This window comes from Dyella sp. 333MFSha (assembly GCF_900102405.1).
Classification (GTDB): Bacteria; Pseudomonadota; Gammaproteobacteria; order Xanthomonadales; family Rhodanobacteraceae; genus Luteibacter; species Luteibacter mycovicinus.
Genome location: NZ_FNBR01000001.1, coordinates 1,513,349 through 1,536,959, shown reverse-complemented (window position 1 = coordinate 1,536,959; position 23,611 = coordinate 1,513,349). Strand labels below are relative to the sequence as shown.

The 23,611-nt window shown below is 67.0% G+C and carries 24 protein-coding genes; 11 read left to right on the top strand and 13 right to left on the bottom strand.

What is annotated here, in order from left to right:
• Positions 1-9 precede the first annotated feature (9 nt).
• The 11 genes from BLT40_RS06645 (at position 10) to BLT40_RS06595 (ending at position 8,324) form a co-directional block, all read left to right on the top strand.
• A complete protein-coding gene (locus BLT40_RS06645) occupies positions 10-612 on the top strand; it encodes a YdbL family probable chaperone protein (protein WP_090352375.1) in 603 nt (200 codons plus the stop codon).
• A gap of 88 nt (positions 613-700) precedes the next feature.
• On the top strand, positions 701-1,999 hold the full coding sequence (gene rlmD, locus BLT40_RS06640; RefSeq protein WP_079521430.1) for a 23S rRNA (uracil(1939)-C(5))-methyltransferase RlmD: 1,299 nt from the start codon (positions 701-703) through the stop codon (positions 1,997-1,999).
• Positions 2,000-2,012: 13 nt separating this feature from the next.
• Positions 2,013-2,537: a CYTH domain-containing protein gene (locus BLT40_RS06635; protein ID WP_043693558.1), complete on the top strand. Its 525-nt coding sequence runs from the start codon at positions 2,013-2,015 to the stop codon at positions 2,535-2,537.
• Entirely contained in the window at positions 2,531-3,532 is a 1,002-nt protein-coding gene (nagZ, locus tag BLT40_RS06630) for a beta-N-acetylhexosaminidase (protein ID WP_043693561.1), read from the top strand. The genes BLT40_RS06635 and nagZ overlap by 7 nt, the downstream gene beginning before the upstream one ends.
• A gap of 7 nt (positions 3,533-3,539) precedes the next feature.
• Positions 3,540-4,088, top strand: a complete 549-nt coding sequence (locus BLT40_RS06625; protein WP_036113767.1) for a hypoxanthine-guanine phosphoribosyltransferase — start codon at positions 3,540-3,542, stop codon at positions 4,086-4,088.
• Positions 4,089-4,092: 4 nt separating this feature from the next.
• Entirely contained in the window at positions 4,093-4,839 is a 747-nt protein-coding gene (locus BLT40_RS06620; protein ID WP_043693563.1) for an S-methyl-5'-thioinosine phosphorylase, read from the top strand.
• Positions 4,840-4,977: 138 nt separating this feature from the next.
• Positions 4,978-5,184 (top strand): cold-shock protein, encoded by a 207-nt coding sequence (locus tag BLT40_RS06615; protein WP_036117760.1) that lies wholly within the window; start codon positions 4,978-4,980, stop codon positions 5,182-5,184.
• Positions 5,185-5,427: 243 nt separating this feature from the next.
• A complete protein-coding gene (locus BLT40_RS06610; RefSeq protein WP_079521429.1) occupies positions 5,428-5,850 on the top strand; it encodes a type IV pilus modification PilV family protein in 423 nt (140 codons plus the stop codon).
• The gene (locus tag BLT40_RS06605; RefSeq protein ID WP_079521428.1) at positions 5,847-6,350 is read left to right on the top strand and encodes a type II secretion system protein; all 504 of its coding nucleotides are present in this window, start codon (positions 5,847-5,849) and stop codon (positions 6,348-6,350) included. The genes BLT40_RS06610 and BLT40_RS06605 overlap by 4 nt, the downstream gene beginning before the upstream one ends.
• A 229-nt stretch (positions 6,351-6,579) precedes the next feature.
• Entirely contained in the window at positions 6,580-7,605 is a 1,026-nt protein-coding gene (locus tag BLT40_RS06600) for a N(4)-(beta-N-acetylglucosaminyl)-L-asparaginase (protein WP_079521427.1), read from the top strand.
• Positions 7,606-7,607: 2 nt separating this feature from the next.
• Positions 7,608-8,324: a copper homeostasis protein CutC gene (locus tag BLT40_RS06595; protein WP_079521426.1), complete on the top strand. Its 717-nt coding sequence runs from the start codon at positions 7,608-7,610 to the stop codon at positions 8,322-8,324.
• A 31-nt stretch (positions 8,325-8,355) separates the two neighbouring features.
• Here the strand turns inward: BLT40_RS06595 and BLT40_RS06590 are convergent, their stop codons facing one another.
• From BLT40_RS06590 to BLT40_RS06530, 13 genes are all read right to left on the bottom strand, one after another.
• Positions 8,356-9,213 (bottom strand): energy transducer TonB, encoded by an 858-nt coding sequence (locus tag BLT40_RS06590; RefSeq protein WP_079521425.1) that lies wholly within the window; start codon positions 9,211-9,213, stop codon positions 8,356-8,358.
• Positions 9,214-9,253: 40 nt separating this feature from the next.
• Positions 9,254-9,901, bottom strand: a complete 648-nt coding sequence (gene pdeM, locus BLT40_RS06585; RefSeq protein ID WP_079521424.1) for a ligase-associated DNA damage response endonuclease PdeM — start codon at positions 9,899-9,901, stop codon at positions 9,254-9,256.
• Positions 9,898-12,348, bottom strand: a complete 2,451-nt coding sequence (locus BLT40_RS06580; protein WP_090352372.1) for a ligase-associated DNA damage response DEXH box helicase — start codon at positions 12,346-12,348, stop codon at positions 9,898-9,900. Before BLT40_RS06580 ends, pdeM begins: the two co-directional genes overlap by 4 nt.
• Positions 12,305-13,900, bottom strand: a complete 1,596-nt coding sequence (locus BLT40_RS06575) for an ATP-dependent DNA ligase (protein ID WP_079521422.1) — start codon at positions 13,898-13,900, stop codon at positions 12,305-12,307. Before BLT40_RS06575 ends, BLT40_RS06580 begins: the two co-directional genes overlap by 44 nt.
• Complete coding sequence (locus BLT40_RS06570; RefSeq protein WP_079521421.1) at positions 13,900-14,922, bottom strand: ligase-associated DNA damage response exonuclease; 1,023 nt, start codon at positions 14,920-14,922, stop codon at positions 13,900-13,902. Before BLT40_RS06570 ends, BLT40_RS06575 begins: the two co-directional genes overlap by 1 nt.
• A gap of 74 nt (positions 14,923-14,996) precedes the next feature.
• Positions 14,997-16,760, bottom strand: coding sequence for an ABC transporter transmembrane domain-containing protein (locus BLT40_RS06565; protein WP_079521420.1), 1,764 nt, complete (start codon positions 16,758-16,760; stop codon positions 14,997-14,999).
• Positions 16,761-16,815: 55 nt separating this feature from the next.
• On the bottom strand, positions 16,816-17,427 hold the full coding sequence (locus BLT40_RS06560; RefSeq protein WP_079521419.1) for an IMPACT family protein: 612 nt from the start codon (positions 17,425-17,427) through the stop codon (positions 16,816-16,818).
• Positions 17,424-18,248 carry a hypothetical protein gene (locus BLT40_RS06555; protein ID WP_090352370.1) on the bottom strand — a complete coding sequence of 275 codons (825 nt, stop codon included), beginning with the start codon at positions 18,246-18,248 and terminating at the stop codon, positions 17,424-17,426. The genes BLT40_RS06560 and BLT40_RS06555 overlap by 4 nt, the downstream gene beginning before the upstream one ends.
• A gap of 1 nt (position 18,249) precedes the next feature.
• The gene (locus BLT40_RS06550) at positions 18,250-18,804 is read right to left on the bottom strand and encodes an RNA polymerase sigma factor (protein WP_043693596.1); all 555 of its coding nucleotides are present in this window, start codon (positions 18,802-18,804) and stop codon (positions 18,250-18,252) included.
• Positions 18,805-18,815: 11 nt separating this feature from the next.
• Positions 18,816-20,588 carry a vWA domain-containing protein gene (locus BLT40_RS06545; protein WP_090352366.1) on the bottom strand — a complete coding sequence of 591 codons (1,773 nt, stop codon included), beginning with the start codon at positions 20,586-20,588 and terminating at the stop codon, positions 18,816-18,818.
• A gap of 73 nt (positions 20,589-20,661) precedes the next feature.
• Positions 20,662-22,152 carry a GGDEF domain-containing protein gene (locus BLT40_RS06540; protein ID WP_176167794.1) on the bottom strand — a complete coding sequence of 497 codons (1,491 nt, stop codon included), beginning with the start codon at positions 22,150-22,152 and terminating at the stop codon, positions 20,662-20,664.
• Positions 22,153-22,286: 134 nt separating this feature from the next.
• Positions 22,287-23,027, bottom strand: a complete 741-nt coding sequence (locus BLT40_RS06535) for an anti-sigma factor (protein WP_090352361.1) — start codon at positions 23,025-23,027, stop codon at positions 22,287-22,289.
• Positions 23,024-23,584, bottom strand: coding sequence for a sigma-70 family RNA polymerase sigma factor (locus tag BLT40_RS06530; protein ID WP_079521412.1), 561 nt, complete (start codon positions 23,582-23,584; stop codon positions 23,024-23,026). The genes BLT40_RS06535 and BLT40_RS06530 overlap by 4 nt, the downstream gene beginning before the upstream one ends.
• Between the last annotated feature and the right edge of the window lie 27 nt (positions 23,585-23,611).

The following is a 23,611-nucleotide window of genomic DNA, read 5'->3' as shown; positions in this document are numbered from 1 at the left end:
AAAGGAACGATGCGCAAGCCCTTGATCGTCGTGATGCTGGCGGCCGCCGTGGCCCTCGTCGGCTGCGTCACCATCAATGTCTACTTCCCCGAGGCCGCCGCCCAGAAGGCGGCCGATCAGTTCATCGGCACGGTCCTCGATGACAGCGGCGTCGCCAAGCCGTCCGGCGAATCGGACAAGCCGAAGCCGGCGCCCGGTAAGCAGCCGTCCGCGTCGCTGCTCGATCTGGTCATCCCGGCGGCGCAGGCGGCGGAATCGCCGGATATCCAGGTGCGCACACCGGAGACCGATGCCATCCGTCAACGCATGACCAGTCGTTTCAGCGGGCAGCTCAAGGGCCTGTTCGACAGCGGCGCGGTCGGCTTCACCGCCGACGGCCTGGTCGCCGTGCGCGACGCCGGTGCGTTGCCGCTGGATCAGCGTTCACAGGCCAATGGCATCGTCGGGCAGGAGAACAACGACCGCGATGCGCTGTATGCCGCGGTGGCCCGCGCCAACGGTCATCCGGAGTGGGAGCCGCAGATCCGCAAGGCGTTCGCCGATGGCTGGGTCCAGCGCGCGCCGCCGGGCTGGTATTATCGGGACGCCTCCGGCGCCTGGAAGCGCAAGTAGGCTTCCGCCAGGGCCGCCCGCCGCGCAGGCGCGGGCTTCCTCCCAGCCAGCCCGGACCGTCGTCGTCCGGGCTTTACGTTTTGAGCGCATGACCGAATTCGAAGCCACCATCACCGGCCTCGGCCACGACGGCCGGGGCGTCGCCCGCATCGACGGCAAGGCCACCTTTGTCTCCGGCGCGCTGCCGGGCGAGCGGGTGCTGCTCAAGTACTACAAGCGTCATCGTCATTACGACGACGCCGAAATCGTCAGCGTGCTCGATGCCTCGCCCGATCGCGTCGAGCCGAAGTGCCGGCACTTCAGTCAGTGCAGCGGCTGCTCATTGCAGCATATGGATTCCGCCGCGCAGATCGCCGCGAAGCAGCAGGTGCTGGCCGACAACTTCGAACGTATCGGCAAGGTCACGCCCGGGTCGTGGCTGCCCCCGTTGACGGACCAGCCATGGGGCTACCGCCGCAAGGGGCGGTTCTCGGTGCGTTACGTGGCCAAGAAGGAGCGCGTGCTGGTCGGCTTCCGCGATGAGGCCAATCCGCGCTTCGTCGCTGAGATCGAGCACTGCGAGGTGCTTCATCCTGCCCTGGGGCCGAAGGTCGGGTTGCTCGCCGAGCTGGTCGGCGGTCTGGCCGCGGCGCGGGACATCCCGCAGATCGAGTTCGCCGCGGGCGACGACATGATCGCTCTGGTGTTCCGGCACATGGCGGCGTTGAGCGACGCGGACCGCGATGCGCTCATCGCCTTCGGCAAGGCGCATGGCTTCGCGATTTATCTTCAGCCCGGCAATCACAGCAGCGTCCATCCGATCTGGCCGGAGTCGCCGCGGCTCGCGTTCGCGGTGCCGGCCGACGACGTCGAGCTGGAGTTCCAGCCGCTGGATTTCGTCCAGGTCAACGCGGGGATGAACCAGCGCATGCTCGCGCGCTCGCTGGAGCTGCTGGACCTCAGACCCACGGACCGTGTGCTGGACCTGTTCTGCGGCCTCGGCAACTTCACCTTGCCCATCGCGCGCCATGCGGGCGAGGTGGTCGGCGTGGAAGGGGAGCATGGGCTGGTCGAGCGCGCCGCGGCCAACGCCGCGCGCAACGGCCTTTCCAACGCATCGTTCCGTGTCGGCAATCTGTTCGATGATCAGCGCAACGAGCCGTGGGCCACCCAGCGCTGGGACAAGCTATTGCTGGATCCGCCGCGTGCCGGCGCGGACAAGGTGCTCGAGTACCTCCCACGCAAGGGCACCGACCGCGTGGTCTACGTGTCGTGTCACCCGGCCTCGCTGGCGCGTGACGCGGGCATTCTCGTCGGCAAGGGCTTCCGCCTCGTGTCGGCGGGCGTGATGGACATGTTCCCGCACACGGCGCACGTCGAATCCATCGCGCTGTTCGAGCGCCGCTGAGTACCGGAGACCCATGGGTATCGAGATCGAACGCAAATTCCTCCTCGCCGGCGACGGCTGGCGCCCGCTGGTCGAGCGCAGCGAGCGCATGGCGCAGGGGTATCTGGTCAGCGGTGCCGCCGTGGCCTCGGGCCAGGCGAAATCGTCGGTCCGGCTTCGGGTCTCCGGCGAGCAGGCGTGGCTCAACATCAAGTCGGCCACGCTAGGCATCGAGCGTCAGGAATACGAGTACGCCGTGCCCCTCGCCGATGCCCGCCAGATGCTGGACGACCTTGCCGACGGGCGGGTGGAAAAGATTCGTCACCATGTCATGCTCGACGGCGCACACTTCGAGATCGACGAATTCCTGGGCGATAACGCCGGGCTGATCGTCGCCGAGGTGGAACTGCCATCGGCGGACGCCGCTTACCCGACACCCGACTGGCTGGGTGCCGAAGTCAGCCACGCGGTCCGCTATTACAACGTCAACCTGATCGACCATCCTTTCAAGGCGTGGTCGGCCGCGGAACGGGAAGGGAAGGAGGACGCAGCATGTTGATCGTCGGCCTGGCCGGCACGCAGCTCGAGGCGCACGAGCATGCCTTGCTCACGGCGCCCGGCGTGTCCGGGGTCATTCTCTTCTCACGCAACTTCGTATCGCGGGAGCAGGTCAGCGCGCTCATCGAGAGCATTCGTGATGTGGCGGGTGAGGACGTCCTGGTCTGCGTGGATCAGGAGGGCGGCCGCGTTCAGCGGTTCCGTGAGGGCTTCACACGTCTGCCGCCGCTGGCTGCCATCGGCCGGTTGTACGACACCGATCCGGGTGCGGCGATCGATCGTGCGGAAGAACACGCCTGGATCATGGCCAGCGAAATGCGCGCCATCGGCGTGGATTTCAGCTTCGCACCGGTTGCCGATCTCGATCGTGGCAGCGCGGCTATCGGCAATCGCGCGCTGCATGCCGACCCCGTCGTTGCGGCCGATCTTGTCCAGGCCTACGTGCGTGGCATGCATCTTGGTGGCATGGCCGCCGTACTCAAGCATTTCCCCGGACATGGCTCGGTCGCGGAAGACACGCACCTGTCGTCCGCGATCGATCCGCGCAGCAAGCACGAGATCCTCAGCACCGACCTGCTGCCCTTCGTCGCGGGCATCGAGGCACGTGCCGAGGCCGTCATGGCCGCGCATGTCGTATATACGGCCGTGGACGACCAGCCGGCCGGCTACTCGCATGTGTGGATCGACGAGATCCTGCGCGGCGAGCTCGGCTTCCGCGGTTGCGTGATCGGCGACGACATCAGCATGGCCGCGGCCGGCAGCGTCGGCGGTGTCGCCGCACGCGTCAGCGCCAACCTCGATGCGGGCTGCGATCTCGTGCTCGCCTGTTTTCCCGACGTCGTTCCCGAGGCGATCGCGGCGGTCAAGGGCCGCCGTCCGTCGCCGGTCGAGCGTATCGCCCCGCTGCGCGGCGCGATCGGCTCGACCTGGGAAGGCCTCGTCGACAATCCCCAGCGCGAACGATTCATCGCGCGCGTGACCGCCCTGGAGCCCTGATTCCACCATGACCGCCCAAGCTTCGCTCGAGTACGCGCTCGCGCACTCCGATATCCTGTTCACCCGCGAACAGCTCGACACTGAAATCGCCCGCCTGGGCCGCGAGATCGATACCGCTCTCGACGGTGAAGTGCCGGTCTTCCTCACCGTCATGCACGGCGCGCTGGTGTTCGCCGGCCAGCTCGCCCTGGCGATCCGCACCGACCTCGAATTCGACTACGTGCATGCCACCCGCTATCGCGGCGAGACCAGCGGCAGCGATCTGCACTGGCTGCGCCGTCCGGAAGTCCCGCTGCGTGACCGCACGGTGGTCCTCGTCGACGATATCCTCGACGAAGGCCATACCCTCAAGGCGGTCCGCGACGCCTGCCTCGCGATGGGCGCGAAGAAGGTCCTGCTCGCCGTGCTCTGCACCAAACAGCACGACCGTCGCGCGCACGGGATCGAAGCCGACTTCAACGGCGTCGACCTGCCGGACCGTTACGTCTTTGGTTACGGCATGGATTATCACGAGCAGGCCCGCAACCTGCCGGCCATCCACGCGTTGAAGGACTGACCCGATGACCATCGATCTCGCCGTCATCGGCGGCAGCGGCCTGTACCAGTTCGAAGGCCTCGAGAACACGCAGCGTCACAGCGTGGAGACGCCCTTCGGGCCCGCCTCCGGCGATGTCGTCACCGGCGATTTCCGCGGGAAGCGTCTGGCCTTCCTCGCACGGCATGGCGAAAGCCACACGGTGCCGCCGCATCGGGTGAATTACCGCGCCAATCTCTGGGCACTGCATGCGCTGGGCGCTCGCCGGGTGGTCGCGGTGAATGCGGTCGGCGGCATCCGCGACGACATGGGCCCGCGTGCGCTGGTCGTGCCCGATCAGATCATCGACTACACGCACGGTCGGTACACCAGTTTCAATGATGTGGACGGAGCCGAAGTCCGCCATATCGACTTCAGCGCGCCTTACACGGAGAGCCTGCGCCAGGCGATCCTGTCGGCGGCGCGTGCCGAGGGCCTGGCGATCATCGACGGTGGCTGCCACGGGGTGACCCAGGGGCCGCGTCTGGAAACGCGTGCCGAAATCGCCCGTATGAAGCGTGACGGCTGCGATCTGGTAGGCATGACGGGTATGCCTGAGGCGGCCCTGGCACGCGAGCTCGATCTCGAATTCGCCTGTCTGGCGCTGGTGGCCAACTTCGCGGCCGGGGCCGGTGATGAGGCGGAAATCAGCATCGAGGAGATCTTCGCCCACCTCGCGGCGGCCACGGCCAATGTGGCGCCGATCCTCGGCCGGTTGCTGTCGGGGGCCTGACCCCGAAAAAATCCCAGTTGCGCTTTGCGCCGAAACTTGATGATACTTGCCACCGCCGCGGGGGCAGGCATCAGGGGATCCATGGGGAACGCCTCGCCATATCCGGGCGCTTCCAATTCCATGTATGAGGTCTCCGCAATGCGTTTCGGTACCGTCAAGTGGTTTAACGACGCCAAGGGTTTCGGTTTCATCGCGCCCGAGGACGGTGGGGAGGACGTATTCGTCCACTTCTCCGCTATCAACTCCAAGGGCTTTCGCAGCCTGCAGGAAGGCCAGCGCGTGAAATTCGAAGTCACCACGGGCCCGAAGGGCGCGCAGGCTTCGGGCGTCGAAATCGCGGCTTGATTGTCACGGTCTGGTGTCTTGAAAACCCCGCGCCCTGGCGCGGGGTTTTTTTCGATGGGTCGGTGGGCTTTACGGAGCCGAAGAGCCGCTCCCCAAAGCCGAAACGGCGTGTACCTTCCGCGCGAAGGCATCGCGCATGCACGACGACGCGGGCACATCGCGTGCGACGCATGGGAGACGACTGACTCCCGCGGATTGTGGAAGCGCGCATCGACGCGGCGATAGTGGTCGCAATCTATCGGCATGAAAGATTCCTGCCGTGGTGCATCGCTCATCGAATCGCTCGTTGCGTTGGCCGTGTTCGCCATCGGCAGCGCGGCGACAGGCACGTGGTTCAGCACCTCCATCGAAGCTGACGCGAAGGCATCACGACTCATGGCGGCGGTGTCGGCGATTGCCGACTTGCGCGAGCGCATGCATGCGAACCCCGCCGGAGTGGCGTCAGGTCATTACCACGGCGTAACGGCTCGTCGCTCGCCTGGCTGCGGGAACGGCTGTGCGCCGGCGGAACTTGCCATGGACGATCTGGACCGATTCGACCGGACGTTGCACGAGCAACTGGGTCCGCCTGCGCGGCACATGCTGCATTGCATGGATCGATCGGTGTGCGTCGTGCGCATCTCATGGGACGGCCGCCCTCTCGTCGCGATGTCGTTCAAGCCATGAAGCATCGTGGTTCCAGTCTCGTGGAGCTTCTCTGCTCTCTGGCGGTCGCCGGTATCGTCGCGGGTGTGGTGGCGGTCTCACTCGGATCGGCCGGTCTGGCGTCGCGTCGGCATCTTCGCTCGATGGAGCGGAGCGATGCGGCTCGCCAGGCATTGGCCGTCCTCACGGACGACCTTGCCGAATCGAAGGCCTGGGGCGTCTGTACCGATGCGCGCGATTGCCCCCTCATTCCGGCGGGCAGACCTTACCGTTCCTACGTCGTGCACACCGATGCGGCCGACTGGCTCGTCGGCAAAGGCCTGCGACGGTGTGTCGAAGCCTGCGATGCGTTGGTCGATGAGATCGTCGGTCTCGATGTGCTCGCGGACGTACCCGATGAGAGCGGTCGGGTGCGACGCGTTCGCTTCCTGCAGTGGCATGGGAACGCGGCGCGGCTGCTCGAGGTATCGATCCGGTTCGCCGATGGCACGCGCTTCTCTCGCGTGGTGGCAAAGCGATGAGTGCCTGCCGCGGTTCGATACTCGTCTTCGTCCTTGTCATGCTGGCGGCGATGAGTGTGCTCGGCGCGACCCTGTCGCGGCACGCCGCCTGGCGGCGGTTGGCCACGGCGGAATACCACGACAGTCTCTGTGGCCCGCGGCCGCAACCGGCTGGCTGGCAGGATGGCGTCGCCCCATGCGAACATCGGACGAGGCGCGAAAAACGCGCGGCTGAAGACTGAGGGAATTCATGGATCGCAGGCGATTTCTCCAGGGGGCGACGGTCGCCTCCGGTGTGGCGTTGACCGCCAGGGGGTTGGCGGCGGACGCCAAAGCGCCATCGGTGACGGGCGGTGGCGTACTGCCTCGCGTGTGTTCCACCTGGGACTTCGGCGTGGCTGCCAATCAGGCGGCGTGGAAGGTGCTGGCCGGTGGTGGCCGGGCGCTGGATGCGGTGGAGGCGGGGGCACGCGTGCCCGAAGCCGATATGCGCAACCACAGCGTCGGTCGTGCCGGTTACCCGGATCGCGATGGTAAGGTCACGCTCGATGCCAGCATCATGGACGAGAAGGGTAACTGTGGCGCGGTCGCGGCCATCGAGCACATTGCGCACCCGATATCGGTCGCGCGACGGGTCATGGAGCGGACGCCCCACGTGTTGCTGGTCGGCGACGGCGCGTTGCAGTTCGCCCTCGAGCAGGGTTTTCCGCGCGAGGAGCTGCTGACCCCGGAATCGGACAAGGCCTGGCACGAGTGGCTCAAATCCGCGAAATACAAGCCGGTCGCCAACAGCGAAGTCAGGAGCTACAACGCCGGTCCGGGGGGCACGCCGGGCGACGCGACCAACCACGACACGATCGGCATGCTCGCCATCGACGCGAAGGGCAACCTGTCCGGTGCGTGCACCACGAGCGGCATGGCCTGGAAACTCCACGGTCGTGTCGGCGACAGCCCGATCATCGGCGCGGGACTCTATGTCGACAACGAGGTCGGCGGTGCCACATCGACCGGCGTCGGTGAGGAAGTGATTCGCAATGTCGGCAGCTTCCTCGTCGTCGAGCTGATGCGGCAGGGACGTTCGCCGGAAGATGCCTGCCGCGAGGCGGTCGAACGTATCCTCAGGCGCAAGCCGGAAGCGAAAGATCTCCAGGTCGGCTTTCTTGCCCTGGACAAGAAGGGCAATGTCGGTGCGTGGTCGATCCAGAAAGGTTTTTCGTACGCCGTGTGCGATGCGACAAAGCAGGATGCGCTGATTCCCGGCAAGAGCACCTACTGATCATGGCCTTGCTGGAAGTCGCGGCCAACTCCGTGGCCTCGGCGTTCGCCGCGCAGGAAGGCGGGGCGGGTCGTGTCGAACTGTGCGCCAGCCTCGACGAGGGTGGAGTCACCCCCTCGCACGGGACGATCACCCTCGCTCGCGAAGGCCTGACGATTCCGCTGTATGTCCTCATTCGTCCTCGCGGGGGCGACTTTCTTTATGAGAACGTCGAGATCGAAGCGATGCTCGACGACATCGAGCACTGCCGCGATCTGGGTTGCGAGGGCGTCGTCGTCGGCGCGCTGACCGCCGACGGCGAGATCGACACCGAGGCGTGTGGGATGTTCATCCGCGCCGCGGGAACGATGGGTGTGACCTTCCATCGTGCGTTCGATCTGGTGCCCGACCGCAGCGCGGCCCTGGAAGTCCTGATCGACCTTGGCTTCGAGCGGGTGCTGACCTCGGGAGGTATGCCGAGTGCCGTGGCCGGAGCGGCATCGCTGGCGAGGCTCGTCGCCCAGGCAGGCGGGCGTATCGTCGTCATGCCCGGCGCCGGTGTCGAGCCAGGTAACGCGGCGGCACTGCGCGCGACCACGCGTGCGCGGGAGTTTCACGCCTCAGCCAAGCGGCGGCTTCCGTCGGGCATGCAGCTGCCAGTCGATGCACTCGGCATGGGCGCGGGTGAAACGCGCACGGACGTCGAGACCGTGCGCGCGATCGTCGCCGCGCTGGCGTGATGGCGGGAGAAGCGTCGACCCAGCTCGCGCGCTAGCCCTTCGACACGGGCGTCGTCAGCTTCAGACCCGTACCGACGAGCTGGATCTGACCGTCGGGCAGGGCGTCGGTGCCGCCACCGGCCGCGCGATCGTCATCGGCCCACGACACGCGGTCTTTCGGGCCCGGTACATAGGCCTGCCACGTGGCGTATTCGGCGTCGGGGCTCGTCCGTTCGGTCCGGTACACGATGGGCACGCGCGTTACGTAATAGGGATCGTTGGCATGCAGCCCGGTGGTCGGAATGTGGAACGTCCAGTGCCTGGCGGCGGTCACGGAGGGGCTCGCCAGCACTTTCCGCCAGGCCTTCATGTCAGCGTCGCTGGAAACGATATTGAGGTTGACCTGTTCCGCCTCGGCATCGACCACCTTGCCGTCGCGCCCGATGCGCAGCAGGACGTAGACCGTTCCTCCCACGTGACCGCGCGCTGCGACCTGGGGATAGGCGGGCGGATTGCGTTCGAGATAGGTGATCTGGTCCGTCGACGCGGCGTCGTAGTCACCGAAGGTGGCGCCCGAGATGCGCGCCGTGTAATCGCTGCTATCGGGCGTTTCATGTTTTGCGACGACGCGCAGCGACATGCGGGCTTTCGCCGTGACCGCCTGACCGTCACGCATGACCGGATCGAAGTGCCATTGCTGCGTCGCGTTGCTCACGAGGGCGGTGATATTGGCGGGAATTTTTTCCGCCTTATCCAGCTCGTAAGATTTCACGCTTCCATCGGGCGCGACGACGATCGTGCCGGTGAGCAGCATGCTGGCCTCGACCTGTTTGCGTACCGCGCCCGGGCCAGCGGCCAACGCCAGTCCCGTGATGGCAAGGGACGTCACACCAACGATAAAACGCTTCATGCGTATCACTCCGTGTCGGGATGTCGGCGGAGTATGCCATCTAAACCATGACAGGTAACAATCCGGCAGGGGTCACAGCGACGATGCGCCGACCGGGTTTTGCCGGCGTTTCGTGCAGGCCGGTCAACGTACCGAAGGCGGGCAGCATGGCCACCTCGCGATCGAAGACGAAGGCGGGCAAGCGGTGTTTACGCCAGCCGTCGCGGACGACGACGCCCGGGTGCACGTGTCCCGATAACGTATAGCCATCGCCGTGTGGCTCCGGATGATGCGCGAGCACGAACGGTGGTACCAGGAGCCGGTCGGGTCGTACGTCGATACCGAGCAGGCGCACGTCGAAGTGACGGTCGTGATTGCCGGCGACCAGAATGATGGCGATATCCGCATGCGCCTGTCGCCACTGACGCACACGCTCCACCCAGACACTGCGCTCCGTGGCCGCGCCATGCACCAGATCGCCGAGCACCACGATGGTCGCGGGAGCGAACGCGGCGATCAGGGCGTCGAGTCGTGCCAGATCGTCGTCCGTGTCGCCGCTGGGTACGGCGATGCCGGCGCGACGGAACACGGCGCCCTTACCGAAATGCACGTCCGACACGAGCAGCATGCGTTGCGCGTGCCAGTAGATGGCGCGTTCGCTGTGCAGGGTGAGGCGTTCACCGGCAACCTCGATCTCGTGCGTCGTCATCGGTCGGCTCCCGCTTCGAGCGTCGCCAGCATACGTTCGACCCGGCTTTTCCAGTCGTCCGCCGCGATGCCTCCACGAAGCCGCTCGACCCACAGCGGGAAGGCCAGCGGCGTGAGCCGCTTCGGTTCGTTCCACAGCAGGCGTGACCGCGCGACGCGGACGAGGCAGTGGCGCAGACGCGTGTAGTCGAGCTGCTGGTCCAGCACCTCGCGTTCCGCCTGCCAGAGCAGCGGGTGCTCCGGATCGTGGCGACGGAGCACGTCGTAAAGCAGTCCACTGGAAGCCTGTAGCTGACGCATCGTCTTGTTGTGCGCCGGATAACCGTTGAACACCAGGCCCGCCACACGTGCGATCTCGCGGAACTGTCGTTTCGCCAGCTCGGAAAGATTGACGCTCGATCGAATGTCGTCGCGAAGTCCCGCAGGATGCAGCAGCATGCGCATTGTTTCCGCATCGATGGCGGGCATGCGCGCGGCGGTGATCGTGAGCCCGTAGTCATTGACGGCATAGCCATAATCGCCGGGCTGAATACGCGCGAGCCTGAGTGCGATCACCGCCGCGAGGCCTTCATGCGCGAGGCGCCCTGCGAACGGATACACGAACAGATAGTCGCCTTCGCGCGTACGCGTACTTTCGCAGAGCGTCTCATGGAGGTCGGGCACGCTCGAATGCTGGCGCTGGATGGAGAGCAGGGGAATCAGCGCGCGCATTTCGGCTTCCCGGCCTTGCCCCGCCAGGGTGCGTCGCAGTTCGTCCGAAAGCTCGCCCGATAGCGGCAGCCGTCCACCCATCCAGCGGGGAACGCCGCCGCGACGGTTCGGTGCGGCACGTACGTAGGCCGTCATGTCGCGGACGCGAACCAGCTCGAGGTGGCGTCCGGCAAACAGGAAGCGGTCGCCGGGACGCAGTCGCGACAGAAAACTTTCCTCCACCGTGCCAAGCCGCGCGCCTTTCATGTAGCGCACGGCGAGGCTGCCGTCGGAGGTGATCGTGCCGATCGACAGGCGGTGCATGCGTGCGATGCGGCCGCTCTCCACGTGAAAGCGACCGTCGGTTGTCGCGAGCTTCTGGTACTCGGGATAGCTTGCGAGTGCCGAGCCGCCGGTGCGCAGGTAAGCGAGCACGGCGTCGAAGCGTTCGCGTGGCAGGGAGGCATACGCCAGCGATGAGGTGATTTCCGCATACGCGTCGTCCGCCGTGAATCCGCCACCGAGTGCCATCGTCAGCAGATGCTGCGCGAGCACGTCGAGGCAGCCGCGCATCGGATGACGCGGTTCGAGGTGGCCCTCGTCGAGCGCGCGTCGTGCCGCGGCGATTTCAGCCAGTTCAAGCAGATGGGTGGGGACGCAGAGGATCTTCGACGGCACGCCGGGACGGTGGCCGCTGCGACCGGCACGTTGCAACAACCGCGCGACGCTCTTCGGGCTGCCGATCTGGATGACGCGCTCCACGCTGGAGAAATCCACGCCGAGGTCGAGGCTCGAGGTGGCGACGACACAGCGCAGCGCGCCGATGCGCAGTTTCTCTTCGGTGGCCAGACGCAGCTTCGGATCGATCGAGCCGTGATGCAGGGCCAGCGTCTCGGGGGCTTCCGGCCAGACGGAGGCGAGCGCCTCGTGCCAGAGCTCGGCCTGAGAGCGGGTATTGGCGAAAACGAGGCTCGTGCGCGCGTCGAGCACCGCCTTGAGTACACGCGGAAGCTGCGACAAACCGAGATGGCCTGCCCAGGGAAACCGTTCGCCGCCTTCGGGCAGCGCGGTCTCGATCGACGTCTTCTTCCGGCCACCGCCACCGATCATGACGCCGTTGCCCTCGCCGTTGCCGACCAGCGCGCCCAGGGCTTCATCGAGATTGCCGAGCGTGGCCGAGAGGCCCCAGGTGCGCAGATCGGGAAGCCAGTGGCGCAGGCGGGTCAGGCCGAGCTGGAGCAGGGTGCCGCGTTTGTTGCCGAGCAACTCATGCCATTCGTCGACGACGATGCCGCGCAGCGTGGCGAAGCGTTCGCGCGCGTCGGGATAGCTCAGTAACAGTGCCAGGCTCTCGGGTGTCGTCACCAGCAACTCGCAGGCGCCACGCCGCAGACGGGCGCGCTCGGCGCTGCCACTGTCGCCGGTGCGGCGAAGTACGCGCCAGGGCAACTCCATCGCCTCGACGGCCGCCGTGAGGTGCTGGGTGGTGTCGGTGGCCAGCGATCGCAGTGGCGTGATCCACAGCAACTGCAGACCGGTTCGTGGCCGGAGCAAGCCGTCGATCAGAGGGCCACCCGCCGCGGCCAGCGTCTTGCCGGTGCCGGTGGGTGCATGCACGAGCCCACTGCGGCCCTCCGCCCAGGCGCGCCACGCGGCGCGCTGGAACGGGGCCGGTCGCCGCTCCTGCGCGGCGAACCAGGCGACGAGGCGAGCCTCAGCCCGACGCCAGGCGGCGGAGGTCGTCGAGTTTGTCGGCATCGCGTATCGCGAGGTCGGTGCGCCAGCGGAGGATGCGCGGGAAACGCACCGCGACGCCGGCTTTGTGGCGGCCGGAGGCCTGGATCGCCTCGAAAGCGAGTTCGAAGACGTGGGTGGGCTCGACCGAACGCACGGGGCCGAAGCGGTCGATGGTGTGAGCGCGTATCCAGCGGTCCAGCTTGCCGATTTCGCTGTCGTCGAGGCCGGAATAGGCCTTGGCCACAGGTACCAGCGTCTCTCCGTCCCAGACGCCGAACGTGTAATCGGTGAACAGGCCCGAGCGCCGACCGTGGCCCGGCTGCGCGTACAGCAGGACGGCATCGACGGTGTACGGGTCCACCTTCCACTTCCACCAGTCGCCGCGCTTGCGTCCGACGCGGTAAGGAGAGTCGGTGCGTTTCAGCATGAGGCCTTCGGTGCGGCGTTCGCGTGACTCCGCGCGCACCTCGGCCAGCGATGCCCAGTCCGGCGCGGACACCGCGGGCGACACGGTCAGCGTCGGACCCCGTCCCTCCAGGAGGCTCGTGAGAAGTGCACGGCGCTCGGCCAGCGGGTGTTCGCGCAGATCCTTCCCACCGAGTTCGAGCAGGTCGTACGCCATCAGGCGCACGGGTGTATCGGCCAGCAGCTTCGGGCCGGGCTTCAGTTTGCCGATGCGCTTCTGCAAGGCGGCGAAGAGCAGGGGATGCGCCTCGTCCGGTAGCCACGCCAGGATTTCGCCGTCGATCACGCAGCCGTCAGGCAAGTCGGCGGCGGCCTGTTCGAGTTCCGGGAAGCGGCCATCCATGCGTTCTTCGCCACGGGACCAGATAAGTGCGCCATCGGCACGACGCATCAGCTGAGCGCGGATGCCGTCCCATTTCCATTCCGCCAGCCACTGGTGGATGTCGCCGAGGTTCTCCACACCCTGTTCCAGCGGTGAGGCAAGGAAAAACGGGTACGGACGTTCGCCCGCATGTTCGTCATCGCGTTCCGGACCGGCCAGTGCGCGAAAGGCCTCCGCCCCCGGCTTCCAGGTGCCGCTCAGGCGGTGGGCGATGAGATCGGTGGCAAGGTTGGACCACTGTGCCAGAGCCTGTACTACGAGCCGCTGCGACACGCCGACGCGAAGCGAGCCCGTCAGGAGCTTGTTGACGAGGAAGATCTGTTCCCTCGGCGTGGATCGCCACCATTCGCGGAGCAGGGCGATTCGCTCGCCCGGTTCGAGTTTGCCGATGGAGGGAAGACGCGCTTCCATCCATACGTGCAATGGCGTGTCTTCGCCGTCGTCGTCGATCGCCGGCAACATCAGCGCGATCGTTTCGGCGAGGTCGCCGACGTGCTGGTAACTATCGTCGATGAGCCAGTCGGCGTAGCCCGTTTCCTCGGCGAGCGCGGTGCGCAGCTCGGTCGAGCTGGCGGTGCGTCTGAGCTTGCCGCCGCCGAGGACATAGACGGCCCACGCCGCATCTTCAGCGGGCGCCACCGCGAAGTACGCCGCCATCGCGTCGCGCTTCGCCGACGTCGACGCGGTGCGGTCCAGCGCTTCGAAAAGCTGGGCGAAGCGGCGCATCAGTCGCCTTCCTCGCTGCTGCGTTCGTCCGGCATGGCGCCACCCAGTGACCGCAGCGGTCGCGCATCGTGACCCGTTTCGCGGAGATGGCGGATCAGTGCTTCCCCGTCGCCGTGGGTGACGTAGATGCGCTTCGCGCCGCAGTCGTCGACACTGCGGATCAGGCCCGACCAGTCGGCATGGTCGGAGACGATGAAGCCGCGGTCGTATCCGCGTCGGCGCCGCGCGCCACGTACCTGCATCCAGCCCGACGCGAAGCCGGTGGACGCCTTGGAAAACCGCTTCATCCATGGCGAGCCGGCGGCCGACGGGGGCGCCATCACGAGTTCGCCCGCGAAGTCGCGCCCCTTTGCCGAATCGCTTACCGGCACCGTGGGCAGCATGTGGACACCGGCTTCGCGGTACGCCTCGACGAGGCGGACCATGGCGCCGTGCAGATGCACGGTACGGTCGGTGCGCGTGGCCAGTTCGGCAAGGATGCGCTGAGCTTTTCCCAACGCGTAAGAGAACAGCACGGCAGGTACGCCGCGCGCGGCGCATTCGTCGAGCCATGCAAGGATCTCCTCGACGACGCCCGACATGGGTGGCCAGCGATAGATCGGCAGACCGAACGTGGATTCGGTGACGAAGATGTCGCACGGCACGGGCTCGAAGGGCGCGCAGGTCGGGTCCGGATCTCGCTTGTAATCGCCTGAAACCACCGCGACGAGGCCGCGGCCTTCGATGCGAATTTGCGCGGCGCCAAGCACGTGCCCGGAGGGATGCAGCGACAGCACGGTTTCACCCAGTGTGAATCGCTCGCCATAGGCGAACTCGCGGATGTCCGATGCGGCGCCCAGACGCTCGCGCATGAGGCCGCCGCCGGCCCGGGCGACATGATAGAGACCGCTGCCCGATCTCGCATGATCGCCATGGGCGTGCGTCACCACGGCCCGCGGTACCGGTTGCATCGGATCGATGTAGAAGTCCCCCGCCGGGCAGTAAAGGCCTTCAGGTCGGGGTAGCAGAAGGTCGCTATCCATGAGGCGACGTTAGGCAGACCGGCGTCAACGCGGTGTGCGGATGACGGCAAGAGCTCCAATCTGAGCTGATGACCTCAGGCCACGAACTGCAGCCTGGCCAGCTCGGCGTAAAGCCCGCCCTCACGCAGCAGCGACTCATGCGTTCCCTGCGCCACGATCCGCCCACCATCCATGACCACGATGCGGTCCGCACGCTGCACGGTCGCCAGCCGATGCGCGATTACCAGGGTGGTCCGGCCCTTCTCCAGTCGCTCCAGGGCGTGCTGGATCGCCGCCTCCGATTGCGCATCGAGCGCGGAGGTCGCCTCGTCGAGCAGCAGCAGCGGCGCATCGCGCAGGATCGCGCGCGCGATGGCGATACGCTGTTTCTGCCCGCCCGACAGGCGGACGCCACGCTCGCCCAGCGCCGCTTCATAGCCTTCCGGCAAGGCGCTGATGAAGCCGTCGGCTTCCGCGAGACGTGCGGCTTCACGTACTTCGTCGTCCGTCGCGTTCTCGCGGCCGAAGCGAATGTTGTCGGCGGCGCTGCCGCCGAAGATCACGGTTTCCTGCGGCACCAGCGCAATCGCGCCGCGCAGCTCGGGAAGAGCGAGGGCACGCAGGTCGACGCCGTCGACGCGAACCGCGCCGGAGACCGGGTCGTGGAAGCGCAGCAGCAGGCTGAAGACCGTGCTTTTGCCCGCTCCCGAAGGGCCGACGAGCGCGACCGTTTCACCGGGCGAGATCTCCAGGTCGAAGTCGGACAGGGCAGCCACATCGGGGCGTGACGGGTAGCGGAACTGCACGCGGTCGAAGCGCAGGGCGCCCCTGACCGGGCGCGGCAAAGATTCCGGAGCGCCCGGCGTCGCGATGGTCGCTTTCTCGGCGAACAGTTCACCGATACGCTCCATGGCGCCAGCGGCGCGCAGCACGTCACCCCACACTTCCGAGAGACCCGCCACCGAGCCCGCCGCGAAGATCGCATAGAGGACGAACTGGCTGAGGATGCCCGGTTCCAGGGTGCCCGCGATGACGTCACGGGCACCGGCCCAGAGCACCAGCGTGATGGCGCCGAAGATCAATACGATCACCGCGGCTGTCAGCAGCGAACGCATGCCGATACGACGACGCGCGGTAGCCAGTGCGAGCGAGATGGCGTGCGCGTATCGACGGCTTTCCGTCGGTTCCCGCGCATAGGCTTTCACGGCCTGAGCCGCATTGAGCGTCTCGTTGGCGACGGCGGCGGCGTCGGCGATGCGGTCCTGGCTGGTGCGCGACAGCTTCTGCACCCGGCGGCCGAAAATCAGGATCGGCAGCATCACAGCCGGAATCACCAGCGCGGTGAGCCCCGCCAGCCGCGGGCTGGTCCAGGCCATTGCCGCCGCGGCACCGATGAGCATCACGGCGCTGCGCAGCGCGACGGAAATGCCCGAGCCGATCAGGGTCTGGACGACCTCGGTGTCGGTGCCGAGCCGGGATGTGAGCTCGCCCACGCGTGTGCTTTCGAAGAAGCCCACATCCAGCTGGATGACATGCTTGTACAGGGAGGTCCGCAGCTCGGCCAGCGAGCGTTCGCCCAGCAGGGCGATGCAGTAGTAACGCGCGGCCGTGGCGATGGCCAGCACGATGGCCACGCCGAAAAGCGCCAGGAAGGTGCCGTTGATGGTGGCCAGATTGGCCGCGAGGAAACCGCGGTCGATGATGTGCCGCACGGCCACGGGAAGGGTCAGCGATGCACCGGAGGAAATGGCGAGGAAGATCAGCCACCCGATGGCCAGGCCCCTGTGCGGCTTGATGAAGGGCCACAGATTGCGCAAGGCACCGATTTTGCGTGACTTCTCCCTGCGTTCGACGGTCATGCGCGGTGGCTTCCTTTAGTCATTCGCCAACGGATGGGGCCTGGCGGTGCAGTATTCAACGCTCGTCGCCTGCGTCGGCGCGTCGCGGCTGGATCTTGCCACGGGATACGTCGACGATGCGGGACGCGATCGCGTCGAGACGGTCGCGTGGCGCGCTCACCACCAGATCGGCGCCGTCGGCCACGAACCGCTCGCTCTCGATCAGGCCGTCCATGTCGCGGATACGCGCGGAGACCAGGGCGAGTTCGGAGAAGTCGCAGTGCAGGAGCAGCTGCCCCCGCAGCACGATGGGCGTGCGGGGTGCCAGGCGCAGGCATTCGGCGGCGCTGCCGCCATACGCGCGGGCGAGGCCACCCGCACCCAGTTTGATGCCGCCGTACCAACGGGTGACCAGGACGGCGACACGATCGCAACCCTGGCCATCGATGGCCGCGAGGATCGGCCGGCCGGCGGTGCCACCGGGCTCGCCATCGTCATTGAAGCGGTAGGCGTCGCCGATGCGGTAGGCCCAGCAGTTGTGCGTGGCGGCGGGGTCGCCCGCCTCGTCGAACCACGCGAGGGCTTCCGCGGGCGAGGAGATCGGGGACGCTTGGGCCAGGAAACGGCTCTTCCTGATGTCCTCTTCGTGCCGCCAGGGGGCTGCGAGGGTGTCCAGCGGTGTGCTCAAGGATTCAGATCGCGGAGGTCTTGGGGCAGGTCGTAGTGAGGATAACGGCGTCGGAAGTCGCGCAGCTGGCGGATTGCCTCGTCGCGCTGTCCCTGGTTGAGCAGCCGGCGAATGTCGCCGATGCGGTCGTCGGGCGGGAGATCGGTCTTCGGGCCCGGAGTGATCAGGCCCTCCGACGGGACAGCACCGCGATGGCTATCGCTGTCGCCGGATGCGCTGGCGGGCGCTGGTTCCGCGAGAGCCGACGGCGCGGGCGGTGCAGGCGGTGCAGGGGGCGCGGGCGGCGGCGCGGGCACCGGAGCCATGTCAGCCTCGGCAAGTGCCGGTGCCGGTGCCGGTGCCGGTGCCGGTGTCGCCACGGGAGCGGACGATACGACAGGCGCCTCGGTGGCGACGCGGGCACTGCGAACGGCGTGGTGAGGCGTCGGCGCGACCGTGCTCGCCTTCATCGACGGCCTGGCCGCTTCGGCGGTTGTCCCGTCGACGCCCGTATCCGTCCGGACGGCGGAAGCCTTCGCTTCTTCGGCCGTTTGCGCCGCGGCCGATGGCGCGGCAGGAGCGGCCTCGGGACGCACGGTCAGGGGCGCCGTGTCGCGCACCTGCCAGGCCACACCGACGGCCAGCAACAGCACCGCGGCGGAGCCAAACGCCACGGGCCACCGCGGCCGGCGCCGCACCGGCGTCGCACGCGTCGCCTGGGCGAAGACGGCCGCATCGAGCGACGTGTCGGGTTCGACTTTCGGCAGGCGCGCGTAGAGTGCCCTGAGCTCCTGCTCGTCGGGCAGATCGTCGTCGCTGGGTGGAGGCGTGTTCGGATTCATGTCATTCGGCTACGAGTTCGCGGATGCGGGCCATGGCGTAGCGAAGTCGCGACTTGGCGGTTTCGCGTCCCACACCGGTGATGGTGGCGATCTCCTCCAGGGAAAGTTCGTTCTCCATGCGCAGCACGAACGCCGTGCGCTGCTCGTCGGGCAGGCTTTCGACCGCGCGCTGCATACGCCGGCGCAGTTCGAAATCGGACAGGGCATGCTCGGGTTGCTCGCGTTCGGGCGCGGCCTGCGCGGCGAACACCGCCTCGGTTTCCCGTTCGCCCGCCTGCGGTCGCTGGCGGCGGAAACTGTCGATCGCCAGGTTGTGCGCGATCTGCAAAAGCCAGGTGCTGAATTTCGCGTCGGGGCGGTAGCGGTCGCGCGCCACGATGACGCGGCTCCAGGTTTCCTGAAAAAGCTCGTCCGCCAGCGCGCGGTCTTTGACCGTCTTCAGCAGGAAGCGGTACAGCGGGCCCTTGTGCCGGCTGTACAGCTCCCTGAACGCGGCCGCGTCCCCACCTGTCCAGGCGAGCATCAGTCCGCCATCGTCGGTCAGGGGAGCGTCCATGGCCGGGAAGGTTACGGCATTGCCACCGGCTCCGTCTGCATCCCACCCGCCAGTTCGGCAAGCCGCGCCATTTCCGCGCGATACCCGCCCTTGTCCGCGCCCAGCGACGCACGCGCCAGCGCCGCCACCTTCGAATAATCGAAGCCTTCCGCATACTTCCCGCCGCGCAGGCTCTCGGCAAACGCGGCCACCGCGGCGGCGAACCGAATCCGCTCGCTCGGCGCCGCGGACACCGTCGGAAAAAGCGGCTGCTCGATCAACCGACTCGCACCGCCTTCGGGCGACTTGTAACGCATCCGCAGGAAGGCGAGTTCGTTCCCCGCCGAGGCCGTCGGCGTGTCGCCGTAACGCAGCGGATCCATCCGCGCACCCTTCGCACCCTTCAACGTGATCTCGTAAAGGGCCGTGACATTCGCACCGGCACCGATCTCGCCGGCATCGACCGCGTCGTTGTTGAAATCCTCGCGAGCCAGCACACGCTTCTCGTAACCGATGAGGCGGTACTCGGCGACGACACCGGGGTTGAACTCGACCTGGATCTTCACGTCCTTCGCGATGGTAAGCAGCGTCGCCGACATCTCGTCGACCAGCACGCGGCGTCCCTCCTCGAGGCTGTCGATGTAGTGATGGCTGCCGTTGCCGGCATCGGCCAGTTCCACCGCCATTTCGTCGTTGTAGTTCCCTTCACCGAATCCCAGCGTCGTCAGCGCGACACCGCTTTTACGCTTGTCGGCGATACGATCCTCCAGCTCCTTCACGCCCACCGTACCGACGTTGAAATCACCGTCGGTGGCGAGGATCACACGGTTGACGCCGCCCTTGATGAAACCCTTCGCCGCCTGCGCGTAGGCAAGATCGATACCCGCGGCACCGTTCGTCGACCCACCCGCGCCGAGCGCATCGATCGCGGCGTTGATGGTCGCGTGCTGGTCGCCCGGTGTGGACCGCAAGGCGACGCACGTCGCGCCTGCGTAGGTCACCAGCGAGATGCGGTCCTGGGCACGCAGCTTCGGCACCACCTGTTTCAGCGAGGCCTTCAACAGCGGCAGCTTGTCTTCCTCGCTCATCGAACCCGACACGTCGACCAGGAACACGAGGTTGGCGGCCGGAATCTCGCTGGCCGGTACGGCGTAGCCCTGAATACCGACCAGCAGCAACTGACGATCGGCGTTCCAGGGTGACGGTGCGAACTCGGTGGTGACGCTGAACGGACGCGCACGCGTGGTGGGTGGCGTGTAGCCGTAATCGAAGTAGTTGATGAATTCCTCGGTACGCACGGCGTCGGCAGGCGGCAGGCGCCCTTCCTTCAGCATGTGCCGCACGTTCGTGTATGAGCCGGTATCGACATCGATGCTGAAGGTCGACACGGGATCGGTGGCGGCGAGATGCACGGGGTTGGCGTCGCGGTGTGCGTAATGGTCGCGGTCGATCGTCCCCGCGACCATCACACCTTGCGAGGGCGCAGCCCTGGCGGCCTCCAGCGAGGCGATCGGTGCCGCCGATACCAGCGCCCCGGCCTCCGGTAAAGGTGCTGGCGGAGCAGGCGGTGCCGGTGGCGGCGCGGGCACCGCGACAGGTGCCGCGGCGTATGTCGCGTGCATGGGCACGCTGTGTCGGAAGCGTGGCGGAAACGCCTGAGTGGAGCAGTCATTGCCCGTGTCGACTGGCTCCGGCAGGGATGCGCGTGAGCGTGGCGCCGCCGTTTGTGCGGACGACGCGGCGCTGCCGGCGGTGGCGACCAGGCCGGCCAACAGCAGGGGCAGAGTGATGCGTAGCGTATTCATCGTGCACGACCTCGTGGGGGACATGACGGTGAAACGCGGAAGCAAGGCAAACGGGGTTAAAGCAATGACGCGATCAGGCTCGCGAGCTTTCGTTACGTGACTCGACCGGCCCGCCGGCACGATTGCGACCGGCATGCTTGGCGCGGTACAGCGCACGGTCGGCGGCGTTGAGCAGGTCCAGCGGGCCGCTGTTGGCCGATGGCTGCGATGCCGCGACGCCGATCGTGATCGTCAGCACGCCGAACGGGCTCATCGGGTGGATGATCGCCTGCGCCTCGACGTGCGCGCGCAGGTCATCGGCGAGGGCCAGCGCCTCCTCGAGCCGTGTTCCCGGAGCGACCACGGCGAACTCCTCACCGCCGAAGCGTGCGATGAAGTCGCTGGGGCGCAGGCCACGTGCGGTCAGTGTCTCGGCGAGCGCGCGCAGGCAATCGTCGCCGGCGAGATGACCGTAGCGGTCGTTGTATTCCTTGAAGTAGTCCACGTCGATCATCAGGAGACCGATGGGCTCGCGCTGTCCCGGCCGATGCCATTCGCGCAGGAGGCGCTCGTCGAGCGCCCGGCGGTTGGCCAGTCCGGTGAGGGCGTCGATGAAGACCAGTCCCTGCAGTTCCTCGCGACTGCGCGACAGGCGGTATTCCTCTTCCACCAGATCCACCTGGGCGAGCGTGCCGCGCAGACCGATACCGATCACGGCGGCAATCGCGCCGGCGATGCCCAGCGAGGGATAGCCGGGAATGACCATCAGGCCGAAACCCAGCACACTCATCGCCAGAAAGGTCGGGCTGGCGCTCTGCACGAAGCGGACGAGATAGACGGGCGGATGCCAGTGGCGCTGCGGAAGCCGCACGCCGATGGCGACGAACAGCGCGAGAAAGGGGACATCCAGCAAGGCGTCCCATGGCGATGTACCGAAATCCGGATGTCCGCCGAGTGCGACGTAGTGGTTGTAGAAGTAGCCGGCGAACGCGTAGCTGACGAAGAAGAACATGACCGACCGGAAGAAGGCATGGTCGTCGGTACGGTCGGTGGCCAGAAAACGCAATGAAGCCGCGACGGCCAGGCACGCGTTCTCGAAGTCGAGCATGTACGCGACGTCGACGGCCTGCTGCGGGCCCATGGCCCCTTCGAGCGAAACGATCGAGAACGTGCGTACGTAGAACAGCACGCCCAGCAGCGCGGCCAGTATCAGGTCGATCCCCATGGCCCAGTGTTTTCGCGCGGCCACCGGCGCGGAAGACACGGCGACCAGTACCGGCAGGACGTACAGGATGTAGAAGAACATGCTGTCGCCAGGGGCGGGATTCGAGTTGTCGAGTGCGTAGTTCTGCCGGGCGGACAGCGACATGCCGATGACCCACAGCGCGAGGCTGGCCAGGAGCAGCCACCAGCGCCGGTCGCGTGGCGGCCCCGAACGATGCCAGGCATGCACGACGCTGCCCATGGCCAGTGCGGCCACGGAGAAGAAGAAAACGTAGGACACGGCCATCCCGCGCGCGGGGAAAAGCGCGAGACCGGCTACGTGAGCCGCGACGATCAGCATCGCGGCGATGAGCGCTTTCATTGGCGTCCTTCCCCCCGACTGCAACGCAGTAGTCATATCGGCGGGAAGGGCGATAGGTTGAGGGCCATGACGCCATTGTTACGGCCGGTTCGCCAGAGCATGTGAAGATGCCGGTCCGCGCCCATGCCCGCGCGTCACGCGGCGCGGATCGCTCCCTTGGCGATGACCGGGCCCGTCGGCTGGCCGGTAGGCGAACCACCGACCGGTTCCACCGAGACCGCCAGCGCGGCTGTCGGGCCGAGGCGATCGAGGAGAGCCTTGTCCAGATGGAACCGCTTGGGATCGGTGGGCGGGAACACACCGACGGAGATCGGCTTGCCGCCTTCCGGAATGAGCCAGAGTTCGGTATTGCGATCGGCGGCGACCACGCTGGGGCTTGCCGGTACGACGAGCAGCTCGGAGCGGTCGATGTCCATCGTGGCGGTCCAGCCGGCGACACCGCTGTCGCCCGCGATCGTGGAGACCATGAGCGTCGTCGGGCCGCTGGGCGCCGTCACCACCGGTGGAGCGACCGGCGTGGTCGGCCGGGTGACGGTCAGCACGAGCAGGCAGGCGGCCACGGCGGTGGCGCCCAGACCCAGCCAGCGCCACAGCGCGACGTTGTCCCACATGCTGGCCTGCGGCAGCCGTACCGCGGGAGCGTCGAAACGAAGGCGGCGACGGATCGCGGCCCATACGTGCGGGGGCGGCGCCTCGTCGGCGATCTCCAGAGCGAGCGGCGTCAGATGCCGCTGCCACAGCGCCACCGCGGCGGCGGCCTCGGGGCTGGTCTCGACCTCCCGTGCCACGGCGGCGCGCGCATCCGCATCGAGCAGGCCGAGAACGTACTCGGCATACCGTAAGTTGTCCTTGTCCGCTTCGAAAGTACTGTTCATGGATTGAGGCATGCCCTGAGCTGCAGGAGACCGCGACGGATCCAGCTTTTCATGGTGCCCAGGGGCACCTTTGCACGTTCCGCCAGCTCGTTATACGTAGCGCCGCCGAAAAAGGCTTCACGGATCGAGCGACGCTGTTGTTGCTCGAGCTCGGACAGGCAGGCACGCAGGCGGCGGTACTCCTCATCGTTCTCCGCGTCGTGGGCGGGACCGGGTGTGTCGTCGATCATGGCGTCGAAGTCGACGTCGTGCTGCTGGCGCATGTCCGGGCGCTGTCGCAGGCGATCGATGGCCTTGTTGCGCGCCACGGTCATCAGCCAGGTGACGGCGCTGGCCAATGCCGGATCGAAGCTGCCAGCGCGCTTCCAGACGGTGACGAAGGCCTCCTGAAGGACCTCCTCGGCCTCGTCGCGATCGTTCATCACGCGCACGCACACGCCGAACAGGCGCGGCGACGTACGACGGTAAAGCTCGGCGAAGGCGCGTTCGTCCCCGGCCGCGGTGCGTTGCAGAAGTCGGTTCAGCTCGTCGCGCTCGGCGGGGCTGGTGGCGGGCATACGTCGGGTTCCTTGGTCGGACGGGGC